The sequence below is a fragment of the Franconibacter daqui genome, assembly GCF_014644275.1.
Classification (GTDB): domain Bacteria; phylum Pseudomonadota; class Gammaproteobacteria; order Enterobacterales; family Enterobacteriaceae; genus Franconibacter; species Franconibacter pulveris.
Genome location: NZ_BMKJ01000005.1, coordinates 244,611 through 265,436, shown reverse-complemented (window position 1 = coordinate 265,436; position 20,826 = coordinate 244,611). Strand labels below are relative to the sequence as shown.

The window sequence follows — 20,826 nt, the reverse complement described above, 5'->3', positions numbered from 1 at the left end:
GCGTGGCCCGGCATTCAGATACGTTGTTCAGCGTAGGCGTCGGCGGCTTTCGCCGCTTTTGAGGCGCGTTTCGGCTGTGGAACGTTGATAATGAAAGTCAGCACGCCCGCAAAAACGTACAGCCCGGTATAGGCCCATACTACGCCTTCTATATCGAAGAAAGGCAAAATGAGCGATGCGATCGCGGGGGCGAGAAAGTTACTCATGCCAGCGGACAAGTTATAAATCGATACCGCAGCGCCCTTGTGATGCGGCTCAAGCGTCGGGAACACTGCCGTCATCGGCACAAAGGCGGCGACGAAAATCCCCAACATAACCGCCGGGATCAGCGCCATCGCGAAGTTGTGTCCCGCCCAGAGCGGCAGGTAGTAAAAGGTCAGGCTGGAGACCGCCATGCCCAGACAGCCAAACCAGCGCACCTGACGGATCCAGCCGATATACTCACCGGTAATCCCCCATATAATGTTGGTAAAAATCGTTACGAAGAAGAACACTGCCCAGATTTGCAGCCATTCGGAAATGGTGAAGCCAAGACGGTCAACGAACAGCAGCGGCATAATGATGGCAAAACCGAAAAGCGACAGCGTGTTAATAATACGAATCAGACAGGCGTAAAAAATGTCGCGGTTGGTAAACAGAATGGTCGCCGCCCGGCTCAACTCGGCCATTTTCTCTTTCATCGGCAAATTTACCCGCGAGCGGTCCACCGGCACGGTGCGCAGACTAATAAACGCGGTGATGCCGCCCAGCGCAACCCAACCAATGGCCATCCACAGCGTGCCGCTTTCGCCTATCATCGGAATGGTAAAACTTGGCAGATAGCTTCCCACCACGCCAATACCGACCGAGTACATCGCCCAGAACCAGCCCGTCGCCGCCGCCAGCTTCTCACGCGGCAGTACCTGTACCAGCATCATCATAAAAGAGTAAATAAACAGCGGATAAGCCAGCCCGCGGATGCCGTAAAACAGCAGCATTAAAGGATAATTGCGCAGTCCTAAGCCGAGCGCCATAAACAACGCATGCATCACAATCCACAGCACAAAGCCGATCAGCATCGCTTTTTGCGGGGTGATAAGCTCCGCGACGACGCCCGATGCCCAGGCCGCCAGCGCGGCGGCAAAGCCGTAAACGGCAAAAACCATCGCCGATTGCGCCGGGCTGAACCCGAGATCGGTAATGTGTTTGGATAAAAACGCCATCTCAAAGCCATCACCGCTCATGAAGATGGCAATAGCGATAAACCCCCACAGCAAATGTCTGGGCAGGCCAAACCAGTATTGTTGAGATTGCATAACACCGTCCTCTTAATTTGGGTACAGGTAGACCGGAAACGACGACAGTTTCCGGGTCGTTTGTCTTAATTAGTCGGGTAATAATTCGCGGGCCTGCTGCTGCTGTTGATAAAGCAGGCGGAACAGAGCCAGCCGCTGCGCAAGCCAGGGATGACGCGCATCATCGGGTTCAAAGGTGTGTAAGACGGGCGGTTTGCGGCAGACCTTTTGCTCTTCGCCTCCTTTCGCCAGCCAGCCGAGCCGCGCCGCGCCAAGCGCGCCCGAGGAGCTTGCAGGATGAGTTACCACGCGCACCTGCAGCACATCGGCGATAAGTTGCGCCCAGAGCGGGCTGCGCGCCCCTCCGCCTGTCAGGCTGCAGCACGTAATGGTATCCCGGGCCGTTCCCAGCACCGCCATGCCATCAGCCAGGCCGAAGGTAACCCCTTCAATCACCGCGTACCCTAATAGCGCGCGACAGGTTTCATGTCGCAGGTTAAAGAAGCTGCCGGTGGCGTGGGGATCGTTATGCGGCGTCCGTTCGCCGCTCAGATAGGGCAGAAAGATCGGCGCCCGCCTTTTTTCCTCATCAGAAAGACGCGCCATCTCCGCCATCAGTTGGCTTTCCGTAACGCCCAACAGGTTACATATCCAACGCAGACAGCTTGCGGCGCTGAGCATAACGCTCATCTGGTGCCAGCGCGTCGGCAGAGCATGGCAAAACGCATGTACTCCGGATGTTGGGTCCGCCTGAAGCGCATCGTTGACGACAAAAATGACACCCGAGGTGCCAAGCGAGATCAGCGCATCGCCGGGGTTTATTGCCCCCACGCCCACCGCCGACGTGGCGTTATCGCCACCGCCGCCCGCTATCACGACATCCGCGCTGAGTCCCCATTCCGTCGCGAGTGAAGCCCGCAACACGCCGCTCACCGCACTGCCCTCCACCAGGCGCGGCATTTGTTCACGACGCAGGTCAGTTGCCGCCAGCAGCGTTTCTGACCAGTCGCGTTTTGCTACATCAAGCCACAGCGTGCCTGCCGCATCGGAAGGATCGGAGACAAATTCGCCGCTCAGGCGCCAGCGTAAGTAATCTTTTGGCAGCAGAACCTTATCAACCTTTTGGAATATTTCTGGCTCATGGCGCGCCACCCAGAGCAGCTTCGGGGCGGTAAACCCCGGCATGATCATGTTGCCGCTTATCGCCATCATTTCCGGGTGGCGCACGCGCAGGTCATCGCACTCCGGAGCGCTGCGCGTGTCATTCCACAAAATGCAGGGACGCAATACGTTTCCACTCTTATCCAGTAATACGGCTCCGTGCATCTGGCCCGAAAGTCCTATGGCGCGCACAGAAGACCAGGCCTGCGGCGCCTGCTGACGTAACGCTGCCACAACCTGGCAGGTCGCCTGCCACCAGGCGTGCGGATCCTGTTCCGCCCAGTGCGGGTGCGGACGCTGTACCGTCAGCGTCGCATGCTGCGACGCCACGATTTCCCCCTGCTCATCCAGCAGCAAGGCTTTAAGCTCTGATGTGCCAATATCAATGCCGAGGTACATAGCGCCTCCCGTCAGGCTGTCAGCGGTTGCCCGGTGGTTTCTTCTACCCATTCCTCTAACCGAGCGACGGTACGTTTCATCAGCGCATGGAACGAGGGCTGATGCGCCAGCTCGCCGAACAGCGCTTCGTTGGCGGTAAACGCTTTTAAGGGATCGGGGCTTGCGAAAAGCGCGGCCATCAGCGCGGGCTGCATTACGCCATCCTGATATTCGTAAGGCAGTTGCCCCTGCGCCCAGCGCCGCAGGAACAGGAAGAAAAGCGCAGGCAACACCGCGCTGGCTCGCGGTTCGTGGCCTCGCGCATAGCAAGCGATAAGCGTAGGCGTCACCATGCCCGGAATTTTTGACAGCCCATCGGCGGCTACGCGTTGGTTGGTGTCTTTGATGTAGGGGTTGCTAAAACGGGCCAGCACCACATCCCGGTATTGCGCTAAATCAAGCGTACCAGGTGTGAGAGAAGGAATGACATCCTGCGAAACATAGTCCCATGCCATTTGCCGTATGGCGGGCTCGCGGGTGCTTTCGTCAATATAAGAAAGCCCTGCCAGCGTTCCCGCCCAGGCGATGCAACTATGCGTGGCGTTAAGGATGCGGATTTTCGCCTCTTCCCACGGCAGGACGGAATCAACGAGCTCAACGCCGGCTTTTTCCAGCGCCGGGCGGCCGGCGATAAAGTCATCTTCTATCACCCACTGGATAAACGATTCGCCCATGACAGGTGCACGGTCCGCCATGCCGGTCGCGGCTTTTACCCGCTCCGCTACATCGGCAGTGGGACGTGGCGTAATGCGGTCGACCATGGTATTGGGGGAGGTCGTCTGGCGATTCACCCACGCATAAAGCGCGGTTTCTTCTTTTGCTTTCAGGAATGAGAGAAAGCCGTGACGAAAACGTTCGCCATTGTGACGCAGGTTATCGCAATTCAACAGTGTGACGGGCGCGCCGCCTTCGGCCATACGCTGTTTAAGTATGCGGGTAAGCGCGCCATACAGAGTGCGGATTTCCCCTTTCAGGTCCGCCTGAATATCGGACTGCTCGCTATCGAGCTCGTGCTCCGGCGTAAGATAATAACCGCCTTCGGTAACGGTGAAGGCAATAACGCGGGTCTCTTCGCTGGCGCCCTGCTTCACCAACTCGCTAATTTCGCTATCCCACTTCAGTACTTTCCGTACAGAGGTGATTTTTTCGTAGCGGCGGTCGCCTTGCGGGGACACGGTCTCCAGCATGTATTCGCCGTTTTGCGCCGCGAGCCGCTCCAGCAGGTCGCGCGCATCGTCACGCACATTGCCCAATGCGATAGTCCAGCTATCGTCGCCCTGTTCAATAAGCTTATGCAGATACCAGGCCTGATGCGCCCGATGAAAAGACCCTGCGCCAATATGCATCCAGACAGACTGAGCAGCCATACACCCTCCCATTTAAACATTTGCCATTTAATTGAGCATTTGCCCGTTTGTTATATGGTAGTTGCGACCCCGGAAACTATTCAGCGACAACCATCACAAAATGGTCATTTGCTCTTTAACATGACAATTGCCCGGCTAACAAAACATAGCGTCAGGCCGTAAACTAGCGGCAGAAAAATTGAGGAGCGGGCATGAACAAAGAAGAGAAAAAACAGGAGCTGGCGGCGCGCGCCGCATGGATGTATTACGTGGCGGGATTAACACAGCAGGAGATTGCTCAGTCGCTGGGGCTTTCTCGCCAGGTCGCCCAGAGATTAGTATCTACCGCCCGCGAGCAAGGCATGGTGAGCGTTAAGATTGCGCATCCGGTTACCCATTGTCTTGCCCTGGCGCAGGCGCTGAGCGCAAAGTTCGGGCTAACGCTTTGCCGCGTGGTTCCTTCAGGCCAGCTTGATGATGACGCCGTACAGCAGATGCTGGCGGTAGAAGGCGCAGAAGTGATGTCGCAGTTTATTAGCGAAGACACACCGCACACCTTCGGCATCGGTTCGGGTAAAACCTTGCGCGCCATTATCGATGCCCTGCCCTGGACAGAGCGTCCGCAGCATCACTGCGTTTCTATGATTGGCGCTATCGCGCGGGATGACTCAGGCACGCGCTACGATGTGCCGCTGAAAATGGCGGAAAAGATGCAGGGTAAATATTTCTTTATTCCCGCGCCGCTCTATGCCGACAGCCCTGACGATCGTGAAATGTGGTGCCGACATCAGGTTTATCAGCGCGTCACTCAACGCGCATTAAACGCCAGCGTCATCTTCCTTGGCATCGGCGAGGTTTCGCCAGGCTGCCCCCTGAACGCGGAAGGATTTATTACCGATCAACAGGTCAGCGACCTGCAAAGCAAAGGCGCCGCGGGCGAAATGCTCGGCCATTTTTTCAACCAGCAAGGAGAGCGAATCTACAGTGAACTGGATGCGCTGTTGACCAGCGTGCCGCTTGAGGCGAACACCACACGAAATATTATCGGCTTCGCGGGCGGCGAGCGTAAGTTTGCCGCCATTCGCGCGGCTGTGGCGGGGCGCTGGGTAAACGGACTGGTGACGGATGAAGCCACGGCGAACCGGCTACTGTCGCTGTGATAAAGGCTGCCGGGCAAGCCGGCAGCCTGCATATTACTTCAGCGACCCTTTCAGAAACTGTTGCAGGCGCTGGCTTTTCGGGTTGCCGAAGAGTTCGTCCGGCGCCCCCTCCTCTTCAATTTTTCCCTGATGCAGGAAGATAACGTGGGTGGAAACGTGGCGGGCGAACTCCATCTCGTGGGTCACCACCACCATCGTTTTCCCCTCTTCGGCGAGCTGCTGCATAATGCGCAACACTTCGCCCACCAGCTCCGGGTCGAGCGCGGAGGTGGGTTCGTCGAACAACAGCACTTCCGGCTCCATCGCCAGCGCGCGGGCGATGGAAACGCGCTGCTGCTGGCCGCCTGAGAGGTGCACCGGGTATTTGCCCTGGGCGCGCTCGTCAATACCTACCTTAGCGAGGTATTTCAGCGCGCGTTCGCGGGCTTCGTGCTTGCTTAAGCCCAACACCTGGATCGGCGCTTCCATTACGTTCTCCAGCACCGTCATGTGGCTCCAGAGATTAAAGTGCTGGAACACCATGGTCAGGCGGGTGCGCAGCAACCTAAGCTGATTTTTGTCCGCCACCTTAAGCTGGCCATCTTTATCGCGCACCAGCGTAATGTTCTGGTTATTAACGACGATAGACCCTTCGCTCGGCTTTTCGAGGAAGTTAATGCAGCGCAGGAATGTGCTTTTCCCGGAGCCGGAAGAGCCGATGATGCTGATAACATCCCCGGCGTTCGCTTTCAGCGAAACCCCTTTCAGCACTTCATGTTCGCCGTAGCGTTTGTGCAGATCGGTAACGTTTAATTTATTCTCAGACATGCGTGATCACTCAGTGCGACGAGGAAACGGGTTTAACGTGCCCCAGCCAGCGCTTTTCCGCCTTGCGGAAGAGGCTAATCAGAACATAAGAAATTATCAGATAGAGCACCGCGGCAATGCCAAAGGCGGTGAACGGCTGATAGGTAGCGGAGTTGATGTCGCGGGCTATCTTCAGCAGGTCCGGCACCGTGGCGGTAAAGGCCAGCGCCGTAGAGTGCAGCATCAGGATCACTTCGTTGCTGTAAGCCGGCAGCGCGATGCGCAGCGCCGAAGGCAGAATAATGCAGCGATACATTTTCACGCGCGAAAAGCCGTAGGCGCGCGCCGCTTCGATTTCGCCGTGCGGCACGGAACGAATGGCGCCGGCGAAAATCTCCGTGGTATAGGCGCAGGTGTTAAGCGTCAGCGCCAGCACCGTACAGTTCAGCCCGCTGCGAAAGAAGGCGTTGAGCAGCTCGGTGCCCTTCACCACCTCAAGCGTATACATGCCGGAGTAGAACACCAGCAGCTGGACATAGAGCGGCGTACCGCGGAACACATAGGTAAACAGCCAGATGGGGAACTGAATAAACTTATTGCTGGAGACGCGGCCAATCGCCAGAAACAGCGCCAGAATGCCGCCCATCACCACGGAAGCGATCAGCAGCCAGAGCGTGATAGCCACGCCGGTAAAGCGGTAACCGTCGGTCCACAGCAAGGATTTCCAGTATTCCTGAATAATCTCGATCACAGGTCTGCCCTCTTCACGCCCACGCTGTAGCGGCGCTCAAGCAGCAGCAGCACGCCGTTTGACACGGTAGTAAACACCAGATAGATAACCCCGCAGACAATCGCGAAGTAGAACGGCTGCCAGGTGCTTTTCCCGGCAAGCTGGGTCGCTTTGACCACATCTTCCAGCCCCAGCAGGGAAACCAGCGCCGTGGCTTTTAAAATCACCTGCCAGTTGTTGCCGATGCCCGGCAGCGCGTAACGCATCATGGCCGGAAACAGAATGCGGCGAAAGGTTTGCGAGCCCGTAAAGCCAAAAGCGGTCGCCGCCTCGATATGCCCTTTCGGCACCGCCATATAGGCGCCGCGGAACGTTTCGGTAAAGTACGCGCCGTAGATAAAGCCCAGCGTAATAATGCCCGCGACCATCGGGTCGATATCAAACTGATCCATTCCCATCGCGTCGGTAACGGTGTTGAGGGCAATCTGCAGGCCATAGAAAATCAGCAGCATCAGCACCAAATCCGGTACGCCGCGAATAAGCGTGGTATAGCCTTCGAACACCAATGCCAGCGGACGGTTGCGGGAAAGCTTCGCGCCCGCGCCGACAAGGCCAATAATAACGGAAAGGATGACGGAGCTTATCGCCAGTTCAAGCGTGACGATGGCCCCCTGTAAAATCACTTCTGAAAACCCATACAACATGCTGCCAGTCCTGTCGTCAGTGCGGTCTTTGCGGGTAACGCGTTTCGCCTTGCCGCTGACGTTAAGAGAAAGGCCCGCAAGCCTTTCTCCTTAAACGTGCTGCTACAGGCGAACGTTAGTCACCGTATACGTTGAAATCGAAATACTGCTTCGCCAGCTTGTCGTAGGTGCCGTCGGCGCGCATTTGCGCAAACGCCTTATTCAGCGCTTCGCGCAGCTCGTTATCTTCTTTACGCAGCCCCATGCCGGTGCCCACGCCGAACAGTTTCTCGTCTTTAATGGACGGGCCGCCGAACTGGTAGTTTTTGCCGATGGGCTGCTTGAGGAAGCCTTCGCTGGCAGCTACCTCATCCTGGAACGCGGCGTCGATGCGGCCCGCCGTCAGGTCGGCGTAAATATTGTCCTGCCCCTGGTAGGAGACAATCTCAACCCCTTTCGGCGCCCAGTGCACATTGCCGTACGTCTCCTGCGTGGTGCCCTGCAGCACGCCCACGCGTTTGCCTTTCAGCGCCTCAAGAGTGGGCTGAATGGGCGAGCCTTTGGCCACCACCAGGCGAGAATCGGCGGCGTAAAGCTTGTCGGTGAAGGCGATTTCCTGCTGGCGCTTCTCAGTAATGGAGAGCGAAGACATGATGGCGTCGATTTTTTTCGCTTTCAGCGAAGGGATGAGCGCATCAAGTGGGTTCTCCACAAAGGTGCACTGCGTCTGAATACGCTTGCAAAGCTCTTTCGCCAGATCGATATCAAATCCCACCAGTTCGCCCTGCGCGTTTTTGGATTCAAAAGGCGCGTAAGTGGGGTCGGTACCGATACGTAATTTTTGGGGGATCGCGGCGAAGGCCATGGAAACGCTGGAAAAAGCCAGCACCAGAGAAAGCGATAACAGCCGTTTTTTCATATTAATCCTCAGTAAACGCGCAATGGACACTTTTTTATAACCTGGAAGGTGCAGTTATCGTGCCATTTTTGTGCATTCTAAAGCAAAAAATTATCGGTGCGCATGCACCTTTTCCGCTCTCAAATGCTTAACTATGCAGTATCGCCCCATTCTGGTGCGTCAATTGCACCGCGATGATGCAACTTAGCCAGGCGCGCACCAGGAAAAAGCACGCCTTTACAAGCGAACCGCCAGTTAATCTGACGGCCCGTGTTACCGGGCCGTCGCGTTACCGATGAGTATCAATCGCCATAGACATTAAAGTTGAAGTATTTCTTCGCCATTTTGTCGTAAGTGCCATCTTTACGCAGCTCGGCGAAAGCCTTATCGAATGCCGCTTTCAGCTCGGCGTCATCCTTGCGCAGGCCAATGCCGGTGCCGTCGCCGAAATATTTCTTATCTTTCACCGACGGGCCGGCAAAATCGTACCCTTTACCGGCCGGCTGTTTCAGAAAGCCTTCGCTGGCGGCCACTTCATCCTGCAAAGCGGCATCCAGGCGACCTGCCGTCAGGTCGGAGTAGATCAAGTCCTGGTTCTGGTAAGCCACCACATCCACGCCCGCGTTGCGCCATTTTTCATTGGCATACGCTTCCTGCGTGGAGCCTTGCAACACGCCCACGTGTTTGCCTTTCAGCGAGTCGATGGTCGGCTGAATGGGCGAGCCTTTCGCGGCGATCAGACGGGAATCGGCAGCGTAGAGCTTGTCGGAAAACGCGATTTCCTGCTGACGTTTTTCGGTGATGGAGAGTGAGGAGATAATGGCGTCGATTTTCTTCGCCTTCAGAGACGGGATCAGGGAGTCAAAGTCGCTGCCAACCCAGGTGCATTTCACCTGCATGCGCTTGCACATCTCGTTGCCAAGGTCGATATCAAAGCCGACAAAGTCGCCCTTCGCATCTTTTGAAGAGAACGGCGCATAGGTGGCATCCGTACCAATACGAACCGTCTGTGGGAGCGCTGCGAATACGCTCGACGCGCCAGTCAGGCCGAGCAGTAAAGACAGAGCGAGCACCTTCTTCTTCATACATTACCCTCAAGTTTGCTGATTTTATTATCTGTTGCGTTGTGTTGTGTTGTGTTGTGTTGTGTTGTGTTGTGTTGTTGTGTGTAACAGCTATCGTATTGCACTTCTCATGCCACTTTTCTGCGCCTGAAAATTGCGCCAAATAATGTTAATGGAAGGTTGCAACAACGTTATCTGAGGGAAAGATAGCACTCCCCGCCTCGGAATCTCAGCGGGAAAAGCAAAAAGGTGGGATTAATTTTGCAGGATATGATCGCTGTTACAGAATCGCCCCAAAATGAGGCGCGCCGCACGGTATTGCACGTTATTGGCGCAGCTTACCGCGATCAGGCGCCCTGCCAGCGGGCGAAAAGATCTTCCGGCAGCGTAATGTCAAACTGATCCAGCACCCGGTTAACGGTCTGGTTAATCACGTCGTCCAGGCTTTGCGGACGGTGATAAAACGCCGGCATTGGCGGCATAATCACCGCGCCCAGTTCCGCCGCCTGGGTCATCAACCGCAGATGGCCCAGGTGCAGCGGCGTTTCGCGTACGCACAACACCAGCGTCCTTCTCTCTTTCAGCACCACGTCCGCCGCGCGGGTGAGCAGCCCGTCGGTATAGCTGTTAACAATGCCGGAAAGGGTTTTAATCGAACAAGGCAAAATGACCATGCCGTCGGTTTTAAACGAACCGGAAGAGATGCTGGCGGCGATATCCCGGGCGTCATGCACCACATTCGCCAGCGCCTGCACTTCGCGCAGGGAAAAATTCGTTTCCAGTGACAGCGTCTGGCGCGCCGCCTGACTCATCACCAGATGGGTTTCAATTTCCGCAAGGTTCTGCAATACCTGCAACAGGCGCACGCCATAAATCGCGCCGCTCGCCCCGGAAATGCCCACTATGAGTCGTTTCATGCTATCGCCCCTGCTTTGATGTTGCGCTGACTTTGCCGCAAGACGCCGCGAGATGCAAATCTGCCGCCCCTGAAAAACAAAACGCGAACTGAAAAGTTCGCGTTTTATCAAAGTGAAGCGGAAAGCTTAGCCTTCGTTATGCATCTCGAGGTTTTCCACTTCGTTCTGCCGCATCACCGCTTTGGCGTCGTCGTTACGCAAGGAATCCAGGTATTCCAGATAGTTGTGATCCACATCTTTGGTCACATACACGCCGTTAAACACAGAGCATTCGAACTGCTGAATGTCCGGGTTCTCAGCGCGCACCGCCTCGATCAGATCGTTGAGATCCTGGAAAATCAGCCCGTCGGCGCCGATAATCTGGCGAATTTCGTCCACTTCGCGACCGTGGGCGATAAGCTCATTGGCGCTTGGCATATCAATGCCGTAAACGTTCGGGAAGCGAATCTCCGGCGCGGCGGAAGCGAGGTAAACCTTTTTCGCGCCCGCTTCGCGCGCCATCTCGATAATCTGCTCAGAAGTGGTGCCGCGTACGATGGAGTCATCCACCAGCAACACGTTCTTATCGCGGAACTCGGCGCGGTTGGCGTTAAGCTTGCGGCGCACCGACTTACGGCGCAGATGCTGACCCGGCATGATAAAGGTGCGGCCCACGTAGCGGTTTTTCACAAACCCCTGGCGGTACGGCTTGTCCAGAATGCGGGCAATTTCGAGCGCGATATCGCAGGAGGTCTCCGGGATAGGAATAACCACGTCGATATCCAGATCTTCCCACTCGCGGGCGATTTTCTCGCCGAGCTTTTTGCCCATGCCCACGCGGGCGCTGTAGACAGAGATCTTGTCGATGAACGAGTCCGGACGCGCGAAATACACATATTCAAACAGGCACGGATTGCTCACCGGGTTATCCGCGCACTGGCGGGTAAAGAGCTGGCCTTTTTCGGTGATGTAAACTGCCTCACCCGGCGCCACGTCGCGCAGGAACTCAAAGCCCAGCGTATCCAGCGCCACGCTCTCAGAAGCGACCATATACTCGGTGCGGCCGTCGCCCACGTCGCGCTTGCCCAGCACCAGCGGACGGATGCCGTTCGGGTCGCGGAAAGCGACCATGCCGTGGCCGATGATCATCGCCACGCAAGCGTAAGCGCCGCGAATCAGGCGATTGGTGGCGGCGATGGCGGCGAAAATGTTGTCCGCTTCCAGCGGATAGTGGCGAAAGTTATCTAATTCGCTCGCAAAAATATTCAGCAGAACTTCGGAATCGGAGGTGGTGTTGATATGGCGGCGCTTTTCCTGGAACAGCATTTTGCGCAGCTCATGGGCGTTGGTCAGGTTGCCGTTGTGGGCAAGCGTGATGCCATACGGGGAGTTGACGTAGAACGGCTGCGCCTCGGAAGCGCTGGAGCTGCCTGCGGTCGGATAGCGCACATGGCCGATGCCCATATTGCCCTGCAAACGCTGCATATGGCGGGCTTCGAATACATCATTCACCAGACCGTTTGCCTTACGCAGACGGAAGCAGTTGTTAGCATCAATGGTGATGATGCCTGCGGCATCCTGCCCACGGTGCTGAAGCACCGTTAACGCGTCATAAATCGACTGGTTTACCGGCATAACACCGGCGATACCGACAATACCGCACATGTTGTCTTTTCCTCAATTCAAAGCCTGCCCCCGGCACGATTACCGGGGTAAGAAACTTGACGAGCTTTGCAGGTAATCAAAAAACCACCTGATGATGAAACTGAATTGCGGAATGAGCTGCGACTTTTGCCAGTCTTCGCTTTTCGACAGGCCGGTAAAGGTATCCAGAAAGAACAGAATGGCGGCGACAATCAGCACTCCTCGTAAAGCACCGAAACAGATCCCCAACACCCTGTCTGTCCCCGACAGGCCGGTTTTCTCCACCAGCGCGCCAATCACATAGTTGACCACCGCACCGACGATAAGCGTCGCGATAAACAGCACCGCGATAGCAATCCCATTTCGTACCAGTTCGTCCTCAAAGCCAGTGAACCAGACTGCCAGGTAAGTGTAGTAATGGCTGGCGACAAAGAAAGCACAGCCCCACGTCACCAGTGATAACGCTTCCCGCACAAACCCGCGGATAAGGCTAATCAGACAGGAGAAGCCGATCACCGCAATAATGGCGTAATCTATCCAGACCATGAATGTGTCCCACGATAAATCGCCCTGACGTCCAGTTCGGGGCGCATTCTAACAGAAAAAGAAAACGTTTGCGTAGGGTTTCCTTATCCCACTTCAATAAAAAATGGCGTTGAAAAAAGATTCAACGCCATTATCCCGCGCGCCGCGGTTAAGGCCCGTTTCGCTTACTTATTGCCCTGACCGCTTCGCTGGCGGCTGGCCGATTCACGCGCCTGACCGGCGCGCTTTTATCAGTTCACGCTATAGTTCATCACCACGCCATTAAGGCCGGAAATCTTATTCAGTTCGCCAAGCGAACCTTTAAGCTTATCTTTTGACGCTTCCGGGCCAACCAGGATGCGGGTGATTTTCCCCGCCACCGGCGTTGAAGGCGAGGTATAAACGCGATAGCCGCTGGCGCGAAGTTTACCAACAATTTCATTTACTTTGTCGGCATTTTTCAGCGCGCCCAGCTGCACCACGTAGGCTTTACCGGCAGGCGGCGCTTCCGGTTTGTTCTGGGTCGGCTTCGCGGCAGGCTTTTCCTCTTCGCTCAGCATCGCCAACTGCTCATCGGTTTTATCGCGCTGCGGTTTGCTCTGCGGCTTCTCTACCGGCTTAGGTTTCTCAACCGGCTTCGGTTTGGGCTTCGGCTGCACCTCTTCCGGTACTTCGTCAATGCCCGCGCCGGTTTCCGCCGGCAGGCGCGTGGTATCAATAGAAGAGGTCGCCGCGTTGCCCGCCCTCACCTCTTCCGCCGCCCCTTCCGGCGGCTGAGCCGGCAGCGCCTGAGTGGCCGCCGGCAGCATATCGGGTTCGTTCGTGTCGCCTGGTTTCGGCACCAGAGGAATAGCGGCGAACTCATCCTGATAATGCTTTTTCTTTCCGTCAAGCAGCCCGGGCAGCACGATTACCCCGAGCGCCACCAGCACAATGGTTCCCACTAATCGGTTCTGAAACTTACTCGCCACCGGTTCTCCCCGCGTCCATCTCTTCCATTACCTGCGCTACCGTGTGGAACGACCCACACACCAGCACCGTATCTGACGCCTGCGCCTGCGCCATCGCCGCACGCCAGGCCTGGGCCACGCTTGCGAAAACCTCGCCTGCGCCGAGATGCTCAATTAACTGCTCTGCGCTGGCGCCACGGGGCCCTTCCAGAGGGGCACAATACCAGCTATCGACTACAGGCTCCAGACAGGCCAGCGTCCCGGCGATATCTTTGTCATGCAGCATGCCGATCACCGCCAGCACCCGGCCGCGCGTTGGCAACTGACGCAGGCGTTCGGCCAGGTAAGCCGCCGCATGAGGATTATGCGCCACATCGAGGATCAGGCGCGGGGAGTCGCTCACAATCTGAAAACGTCCCGGCAGCGTTGCGCGGGCAATTCCCTCGCGGATAGCCTCTTCGCTTATCGCCAGCCCACTTGCGCGCAGCGCGGCGAGCGCCGTGGCGGCGTTAGGCTGCGGCACCTGCGGCAGCGGCAGGTTTTCAAGCGCGCCCTGAGCGTCAGTAAACCGCCAGCCTCTTTCACTCACCTCATAGTTCCAGTCTGCGCCGAGGCGCAGCAGCAGCGCGCCTTTCTCCGCGGCCACGTCGGCGATGGTGTGGGGCATATCCGGCTCGCCCACCACGGCCGGTTTGCCCTGGCGGAAAACGCCCGCTTTTTCGCGACCGATGCTTTCGCGATCCGGCCCCAGCCAGTCAACATGATCGAGCGCGATGCTGGTGACCGCAGCCACATCCGCGTCCACCAGGTTAGTCGCATCCAGACGGCCGCCCAGCCCGACTTCGAGGATAACCACATCCAGCTGCGCCTGCTTAAAAAGCCACAGCGCCGAGAGCGTGCCGTATTCGAAATAGGTGAGCGAGGTTTCGCCCCGCGCCGTTTCGATTTCCGCGAAGGAGGCGGTATGGCGCGCCTCGGGCAATTCTTTGCCCTGCACGCGCACGCGTTCGGTATACCGCACCAGATGCGGGGAACTGTACACCCCGACCTTGTAGCCGGCCGCCATCAGCACCGCTTCCAGCGTGCGGCAGGTGGTGCCCTTGCCGTTAGTGCCCGCGACGGTGAAAACGAACGGTGCGGGTTTGGTTACGCCAAGCGCGGCCGCCACGCGGGAGACGCGCTCAAGACCCATGTCGATGGTTTTACTGTGCAGGTTTTCCAGATAAGAAAGCCACGTGGCCAGAGGCGACGTGGCTTGCGGAATAGATTGCTGTTCCATGATGCCCGTATCCTGGTTACGGTTCAGAAAAGAAAAAGGGCAGCGCCGGTGCGGCCTGCCCTTCAAGACTATCAGGCCTCTTGCTGACCCTGTTCCGGCGCGGGCGGAACCACGACCGCTTCGCGCGGCGCATCCGGGTTCGGCGCCGGCAGATTCATCAGCTTCGCCAGAATGCTGGCAAGCTTCAGGCGCAGCTCCGGACGGCGGACAATCATATCGATAGCGCCTTTTTCGATCAGAAACTCGCTGCGCTGGAAGCCCGGCGGCAGTTTTTCACGTACGGTTTGCTCGATAACGCGCGGGCCGGCGAAGCCAATCAGCGCTTTCGGCTCGGCGATATTAAGGTCTCCCAGCATTGCGAAACTCGCGGAGACGCCGCCCATGGACGGGTCGGTCAGCACGGAGATATACGGCAAGCCGCGCTCCTGCATTTTCGCCAGCGCCGCAGAGGTTTTCGCCATCTGCATCAGCGACATCAGCGCTTCCTGCATACGCGCGCCACCGGAGGCGGAGAAGCAAATCAGCGGGCAGTTATCTTCCAGCGCCTGCTCAACGGCGCGGACAAAACGCGCGCCGACGACAGAACCCATGGAGCCGCCCATGAAAGCAAACTCAAAGGCCGCCGCGACAACCGGCATCCCATGCAGGGTGCCTTTCATAACGATCAGCGCGTCTTTTTCGCCGGTCTCTTTCTGGGCGGTTGCCAGACGGTCTTTGTATTTTTTGGAATCTTTGAACTTCAGCACATCTTTCGGCTCAAGCTCACTACCCAGTTCCACCAGTGAACCTTCGTCCAGCAGGCTGTGCAGACGATCGCGGGCCGCCATGCGCATATGGTGGTCGCACTTCGGGCAGACCTCCAGGTTGCGCTCCAGCTCGGCGCGATAAAGCACCTGGCCGCAGTTGTCGCACTTGGTCCACACGCCTTCCGGAATGTTCGCCCTGCGGGTGGGGGTAATATTGCTTTTATTGAGAATTCGTTCAATCCAGCTCATTGATGACCTTTCTGCCTGAACCTGGTCGATGCCAGTTTTTCTGTGGGGGCGCATAATGCCATTTTTGCCCCCGACAGACCATAAATGCTGTTCATTAAACCATAACGGCCCGCGACTTTGGATAAAAAAGTGGTCGAACCGCTTATGGCCGTTATTTTGACTGCCGCGCCGCGGCGCGCTTGTGGCGCACCACTTCATAAACGCCCGGCAAGACAGACGCGAGAATAATCAACACCATAACCACTTTCAGGTTTTCCTGAATCAACGGTATGGTGCCGAAGAAATATCCAGCGTAGGTAAAGATAAGCACCCACAACAGCGCGCCAATCACATTATAGAAAGCGAAATGGCGGTAGGACATATGGCCCATGCCAGCGACGAACGGCGCGAAAGTACGCACAATCGGCACGAAGCGCGCCAGAATAATCGTCTTGCCGCCGTGGCGCTCGTAAAACGCATGCGTTTTATCAAGATAGCTCTGCCGGAAGATTTTCGAGTCCGGGTTGCTGAAAAGCTTCGCGCCGAACAGACGCCCGATAGTGTAGTTCACCGCATCGCCAAGAATAGCGGCAATCACCATCAGTACGACCATCAGATGCACGTTGAGATCGTTGGAAGGCAGCGCGGAGAGCGTCCCCGCCACAAACAGCAGCGAGTCGCCCGGTAAAAACGGCGTCACCACCAGCCCCGTTTCGCAGAACAAAATCAGGAACAGTATGGCGTAAACCCAGACGCCGTAGGCGGCCACCAGTTCGGCCAGATGCACATCGATGTGCAAAATAAAATCAACGATAAAGCGGATAGCATCCATCATGTTTTGCCTTCCTCAACAGCATTCAGTCAGCTAAAAAAAGGGGTCCCATCGGCGGTCTGGGCAGCGCGAAATGCGCCGGGTAGTCCACCGAAACCAGATAGAGCCCTTCCGCTTTCGCTGTGGCGGCGGCAAGGGTTCTGTCCTTCGCCGCCAGCAGTTCCGCCATCCAGGTTTCCGGCTGGTTGCCGCAGCCGATTTCCATCAGACTGCCGACGATATTGCGCACCATATGATGTACAAAAGCGTTCGCTTTGACATCCACCACCACGTAAGCGCCATAGCGCGTTACATTGATGTGCATCAGGTTGCGCCAGGGCGTACGCGACTGGCACTGCACGGCGCGAAACGAGGTAAAGTCGTTTTCGCCAAGCAGGCACTGCGCCGCCCGGTGCATACGTTCGGCGTCCAGCGGCAGGTGGTAATGGGTCACGCCCTGCTGCAACACCGCCGGGCGCAGGCGATGATTATAGATAACGTAACGATAGCGGCGCGCCGTGGCGCTAAAACGCGCGTGAAAATCTTCCGGCACATCTTTTACCCAGCGTACGGCGATGTCACCAGGTAAATTCGCATTTACGCCCAGCGTCCAGGCTGCGTCCTTACGCTGCGCCGTGGTTTCGAAATGCACAACCTGCCCGGTGGCGTGTACCCCCGCGTCGGTGCGCCCGGCGCAAAAGATGGTGACAGGCTCGTTCGCCACCTGCGAAAGCGCTTTCTCAAGCTTCTCCTGCACGCTTCGCACTTCCTGCTGACGCTGCCAGCCATAATATTTACTGCCGTCGTACTCGATGCCGAGCGCGATTTTCATTACCGACTTTTCCAGACTTTCCGACATCAGTAGAAATACTCCTGAAGGAGTTTCTCCGCGGTTTTTACCGCCATCAGCGCGCCGCCAAAGCGGACGTTATCCGCCACCGACCAGAACTGGATCTGCTCCGGCATGCCGTAATCGTTGTGCACGCAGCCTACGGAAAGCTGAGCATTGCCGGATGCGTCGCCCACCTGCGTCGGGAATTCGCTCTCTTCAGAAAGGGCGATATCCTCGCCGCGCGCGAAGGCGTCGCGCGCCTCTTCCGCCGCCAGCGGGCGCAGCGCTTCAAAATTCACCATCTGCGCATGGCCGTAGAAAACCGGCGACTGCACGAGGCTTGCAGAGATAATCAGTCCCTCGTCTTGCAATACTTTACGGACTTCATCCACCAGACGGCGCTCCTGACGCACGCTGCCCTCGCTGTCTGGCAGCATCGGCAGCAGGTTGAACGCCAGCTGGCGGCCAAAGAAATCGTCTTCATCAATCGGAATGCCGTTGAGCAGCTTCGCGCTCTGCCCCGCCAGCGCATCCACCGCCGCCTTGCCCTGCGCGGAAACGGAAAGCAGGCTGGTGACCTGAATGCGGGAAAGGCCGCCTTCGTCAATCAGCGGTTTGAGCGCGCACAGCAGCTGGCTGGTCAGGCTGTCCGCCACGGCCACCAGATTACGGTTGCGGTAATCGGCCAGCACAAACGGGTTAACATCCGGCACGACCAGCGGCACATCCGGCTCCAGCGCGAACAGGCCGCTGGAGTCGATAACCAGACACCCCGCGTTAGTCGCCTCTTCCGCATATCGCGCGGAAGCTTCGACGCCGGCAACGAAAAAGGCGAGCTGCGCCTGAGTCCAGTCAAACGCGTCGGCATCCTGAACCTGCACGCTTTTGCCTGCGAAACGCAGCGTTTCGCCCGCGCTTTCCGCACGGGCCAGAGGATAAAGTTCGCCCACCGGGAACTGACGCTCGGCAAGCAGTTCGAGCAGGGCCTCTCCCACGGCGCCCGTGGCGCCCAGTATGGCGATGTTCCAGCCTTCAGACATGGTGGTTTACTCCAGACAATAAAAAAGCATTCCCCGCGCGCTACGGGCGGGGAATGAGAGAAAGTGGTTAACGGGCCGGATGATAAACAGCGTTAAAGCCAAGCTTTTGCAACAGTTCAGCGCTGGCGGCGTCGTCGCACTGCACATACAGAGACGACCATTCGCGGCGCTCAAGGTAGTTCTTGCGAAGCTTATCAAACTCACCCGGGATGCCCGCCACTTTACGCAGCGGCGCATCATCGCGGCGCACATCATACACCAGATGGATAAGTCTTTTTAGCGTTGCCTGATCGAGCGACCCGTGCAGCGTAATGCGGCCAAACTCCGGCGCGGGAAGCAACGTATCGAGGGCAACCTGCTGCGCCTGGCCGATAAACGCGCTGAATGCTTCAAACACCTGCGTCGTGCCGCGCGCTTTGCCTTCCAGGGTGTAACCGGCGATGTGCGCGGTGCCGATGTCCACTTTATTCAGCAGGTCGCGGTTGAGTTCCGGCTCCGGCTCCCACACATCCAGCACCACGCTTAACTTCTGCCCTTCGTTCAGGCATTTCAGCAGCGCGGCGTTATCCACCACCGGCCCGCGGCAGGCGTTGATAAGAATGGCGCCGGGCTTGAGGCGGCGGATCAGCGCCTCATCGGCCAGATGCAGCGTTTTGTAAGCGCCTTCTTTATAAAGCGGCGTGTGGAACGTCAGGATATCCGCCTCATTAACCAGCTCGTCCAGCGGCCGGAAATCGGCGTCGTCGCCCCGCTCTGCGCGCGGCGGGTCGCACAACAGCGTGCGCACGCCCAGCGCTTCCAGCCGCGCCTGAAGGCGGGAGCCGACATTGCCGACGCCGACGATGCCGACGGTGCGGTCGGTAAGCGCAAAGCCGTCGCGCTCGGCAAGCCCCATCAGCGCGGAGAAAACATACTCCACCACAGCGATGGCGTTACAGCCGGGCGCGGCGGAAAAGGCGACGCCCGCCTCGCGTAAATACGCTTCGTCAACGTGATCGGTACCGGCGGTGGCGGTGCCGACGAATTTTATGCGTTTACCGGCAAGCAGGTCGCGGTTGACCTTCGTCACCGAGCGCACCATCAGCGCTTCGGCGTCGTCCAGTTCACTCTGCGGGATTGGACGGCCCGGCACCGCTTTTACCTCGCCAAGGCGGCTGAAAAGCTCACGGGCGTAAGGCATATTTTCATCAACGAGGATTTTCACGTTTCAGTACCTGTTTTGTGCGGGAGATAACCGGTAAGTGTGCCATAATCTCGCCGCCAGGCATACTTAACAGCCTGCTAATGTTTCGCGACAACATCCGGTCAGTTAAGGATTATTGATGATGCAACCCATTCAGGGCGCTACGGCGCGCCCTCCCGGCGAGCCGCCCTCCGCACTTCCACCGCAAGAGCAGCCGCTTTCCACTCAGCAGCGCACCGTGCTGGAGCGCCTCATTACCCGCCTTGTTGCGCTGACTCAGCAACAGAGCGCGGAAGTGTGGGCAGGCATGAAGCATGATTTAGGGCTTAAAAGCGACGCCCCCCTGCTCTCGCGCCATTTTCCCGCCGCCGAGCAAAACCTGAACCAGCGCCTGACCAGCGCGCAGCAAACCCATGCCAACCGCCAGGTGTTGTCGCAGCTTACCGAGTTGCTGAGCGTGGGCAACAACCGCCAGGCGGCGAGCGATTACATTCGCCAGCAGTTTGGCCATACGGCGCTGAATCAGCTTACGCCGGACCAGCTTAAAAGCGTGTTGACGCTTTTACAGAATAATCAGCTGAATATTCCGCAGCCGCAGCAGCGCCCGGCCACCGACCGCCCGTTGCAGCCTGCCGAGCACAATACGCTTAACCAACTGGTGACGAAGCTTGCCGCCGCCACGGGCGAGTCGCCGAAGCTCATCTGGCAGTCGATGCTGGAACTCTCCGGCGTGAAAACCGGCGAGCTGATCCCGGCGAAACATTTCGCCCTGCTGACGACCTGGCTTACGGCGCGCCAGACGCTCGCCCAGCAGCCTTCGCCCACGCTGCACAGCGTGCAGGCCGCGCTGCGCCAGCCGATGGAGCCGCGGGAATGGCAAGAGATGAGCGATTACGCCCAGCAGCGCTATCAAGCCACGCCGCAAACTCTGCTGACCACCGCCCAGGTGCAGGATATCCTAAACCAGGTGTTTGTCCGCCGCGCCGAACGTTCGCCGGAAAGCCTTGAAGTGCGTAACATCCAGCCTATCTATAACCCGCTTATCGCCTCGGTTATCGAGCCGATGAAAAACCTCTCGGCCCGCCCGGGGCTAGCGCTGTTCGCGTTTGTCATCGTGCTGCTTCTGCTCTGGCTGGTTATCTAGCCGCAATA

Annotated in this window: 20 protein-coding genes; 2 read left to right on the top strand and 18 right to left on the bottom strand. The window is 57.6% G+C overall.

Annotated features, from left to right (window positions below; all coding sequences use genetic code 11):
• Positions 1-14 precede the first annotated feature (14 nt).
• The 3 genes from IEX01_RS16920 to dalD form a co-directional block, all read right to left on the bottom strand.
• Positions 15-1,295 carry an MFS transporter gene (locus IEX01_RS16920; protein WP_188724214.1) on the bottom strand — a complete coding sequence of 427 codons (1,281 nt, stop codon included), beginning with the start codon at positions 1,293-1,295 and terminating at the stop codon, positions 15-17.
• A gap of 69 nt (positions 1,296-1,364) precedes the next feature.
• Entirely contained in the window at positions 1,365-2,834 is a 1,470-nt protein-coding gene (gene xylB / locus IEX01_RS16915) for a xylulokinase (RefSeq protein ID WP_188724213.1), read from the bottom strand.
• An 11-nt stretch (positions 2,835-2,845) separates the two neighbouring features.
• A complete protein-coding gene (gene dalD / locus IEX01_RS16910) occupies positions 2,846-4,240 on the bottom strand; it encodes a D-arabinitol 4-dehydrogenase (protein WP_188724212.1) in 1,395 nt (464 codons plus the stop codon).
• Between the two features lie 191 nt (positions 4,241-4,431).
• Here dalD and IEX01_RS16905 point away from each other — a divergent pair, with 191 nt between their 5' ends.
• Positions 4,432-5,379 carry a sugar-binding transcriptional regulator gene (locus IEX01_RS16905; protein WP_188724211.1) on the top strand — a complete coding sequence of 316 codons (948 nt, stop codon included), beginning with the start codon at positions 4,432-4,434 and terminating at the stop codon, positions 5,377-5,379.
• Between the two features lie 33 nt (positions 5,380-5,412).
• Here IEX01_RS16905 and hisP read toward each other — a convergent pair whose 3' ends face one another.
• The 15 genes from hisP to pdxB all read right to left on the bottom strand — a co-directional run bounded on the left by hisP (position 5,413) and on the right by pdxB (position 19,695).
• On the bottom strand, positions 5,413-6,186 hold the full coding sequence (gene hisP / locus IEX01_RS16900) for a histidine ABC transporter ATP-binding protein HisP (RefSeq protein WP_024556203.1): 774 nt from the start codon (positions 6,184-6,186) through the stop codon (positions 5,413-5,415).
• A 10-nt stretch (positions 6,187-6,196) separates the two neighbouring features.
• Positions 6,197-6,916, bottom strand: coding sequence for an ABC transporter permease (locus tag IEX01_RS16895; protein WP_024556202.1), 720 nt, complete (start codon positions 6,914-6,916; stop codon positions 6,197-6,199).
• On the bottom strand, positions 6,913-7,599 hold the full coding sequence (locus IEX01_RS16890; protein WP_024556201.1) for a histidine ABC transporter permease HisQ: 687 nt from the start codon (positions 7,597-7,599) through the stop codon (positions 6,913-6,915). Before IEX01_RS16890 ends, IEX01_RS16895 begins: the two co-directional genes overlap by 4 nt.
• Before the next feature lie 115 nt (positions 7,600-7,714).
• Positions 7,715-8,497 (bottom strand): histidine ABC transporter substrate-binding protein HisJ, encoded by a 783-nt coding sequence (gene hisJ, locus IEX01_RS16885; protein ID WP_024561365.1) that lies wholly within the window; start codon positions 8,495-8,497, stop codon positions 7,715-7,717.
• A 281-nt stretch (positions 8,498-8,778) separates the two neighbouring features.
• Positions 8,779-9,561 carry a lysine/arginine/ornithine ABC transporter substrate-binding protein ArgT gene (gene argT, locus IEX01_RS16880; RefSeq protein ID WP_024556199.1) on the bottom strand — a complete coding sequence of 261 codons (783 nt, stop codon included), beginning with the start codon at positions 9,559-9,561 and terminating at the stop codon, positions 8,779-8,781.
• 326 nt (positions 9,562-9,887) lie between these two features.
• Positions 9,888-10,511, bottom strand: coding sequence for a UbiX family flavin prenyltransferase (locus IEX01_RS16875; protein ID WP_505675670.1), 624 nt, complete (start codon positions 10,509-10,511; stop codon positions 9,888-9,890).
• 72 nt (positions 10,512-10,583) lie between these two features.
• Positions 10,584-12,101, bottom strand: coding sequence for an amidophosphoribosyltransferase (gene purF / locus IEX01_RS16870; RefSeq protein WP_024556197.1), 1,518 nt, complete (start codon positions 12,099-12,101; stop codon positions 10,584-10,586).
• Between the two features lie 39 nt (positions 12,102-12,140).
• The gene (gene cvpA / locus IEX01_RS16865) at positions 12,141-12,626 is read right to left on the bottom strand and encodes a colicin V production protein (RefSeq protein WP_024556196.1); all 486 of its coding nucleotides are present in this window, start codon (positions 12,624-12,626) and stop codon (positions 12,141-12,143) included.
• A gap of 230 nt (positions 12,627-12,856) precedes the next feature.
• A complete protein-coding gene (dedD, locus tag IEX01_RS16860; protein WP_024556195.1) occupies positions 12,857-13,576 on the bottom strand; it encodes a cell division protein DedD in 720 nt (239 codons plus the stop codon).
• Positions 13,566-14,834, bottom strand: a complete 1,269-nt coding sequence (gene folC, locus IEX01_RS16855) for a bifunctional tetrahydrofolate synthase/dihydrofolate synthase (protein ID WP_188724210.1) — start codon at positions 14,832-14,834, stop codon at positions 13,566-13,568. The genes dedD and folC overlap by 11 nt, the downstream gene beginning before the upstream one ends.
• 71 nt (positions 14,835-14,905) lie before the next feature.
• Complete coding sequence (gene accD / locus IEX01_RS16850) at positions 14,906-15,829, bottom strand: acetyl-CoA carboxylase, carboxyltransferase subunit beta (protein WP_188724209.1); 924 nt, start codon at positions 15,827-15,829, stop codon at positions 14,906-14,908.
• A 151-nt stretch (positions 15,830-15,980) separates the two neighbouring features.
• Positions 15,981-16,640 (bottom strand): DedA family protein, encoded by a 660-nt coding sequence (locus IEX01_RS16845; RefSeq protein WP_028020010.1) that lies wholly within the window; start codon positions 16,638-16,640, stop codon positions 15,981-15,983.
• Positions 16,641-16,665: 25 nt separating this feature from the next.
• On the bottom strand, positions 16,666-17,478 hold the full coding sequence (truA, locus tag IEX01_RS16840; protein WP_024558236.1) for a tRNA pseudouridine(38-40) synthase TruA: 813 nt from the start codon (positions 17,476-17,478) through the stop codon (positions 16,666-16,668).
• Positions 17,478-18,491 carry an aspartate-semialdehyde dehydrogenase gene (locus IEX01_RS16835; protein ID WP_024561728.1) on the bottom strand — a complete coding sequence of 338 codons (1,014 nt, stop codon included), beginning with the start codon at positions 18,489-18,491 and terminating at the stop codon, positions 17,478-17,480. Before IEX01_RS16835 ends, truA begins: the two co-directional genes overlap by 1 nt.
• 67 nt (positions 18,492-18,558) lie before the next feature.
• Positions 18,559-19,695, bottom strand: coding sequence for a 4-phosphoerythronate dehydrogenase PdxB (gene pdxB, locus IEX01_RS16830; protein WP_188724208.1), 1,137 nt, complete (start codon positions 19,693-19,695; stop codon positions 18,559-18,561).
• Positions 19,696-19,816: 121 nt separating this feature from the next.
• Here pdxB and flk point away from each other — a divergent pair, with 121 nt between their 5' ends.
• Positions 19,817-20,818: a flagella biosynthesis regulator Flk gene (flk, locus tag IEX01_RS16825; RefSeq protein ID WP_024561727.1), complete on the top strand. Its 1,002-nt coding sequence runs from the start codon at positions 19,817-19,819 to the stop codon at positions 20,816-20,818.
• Positions 20,819-20,826: the final 8 nt, after the last annotated feature.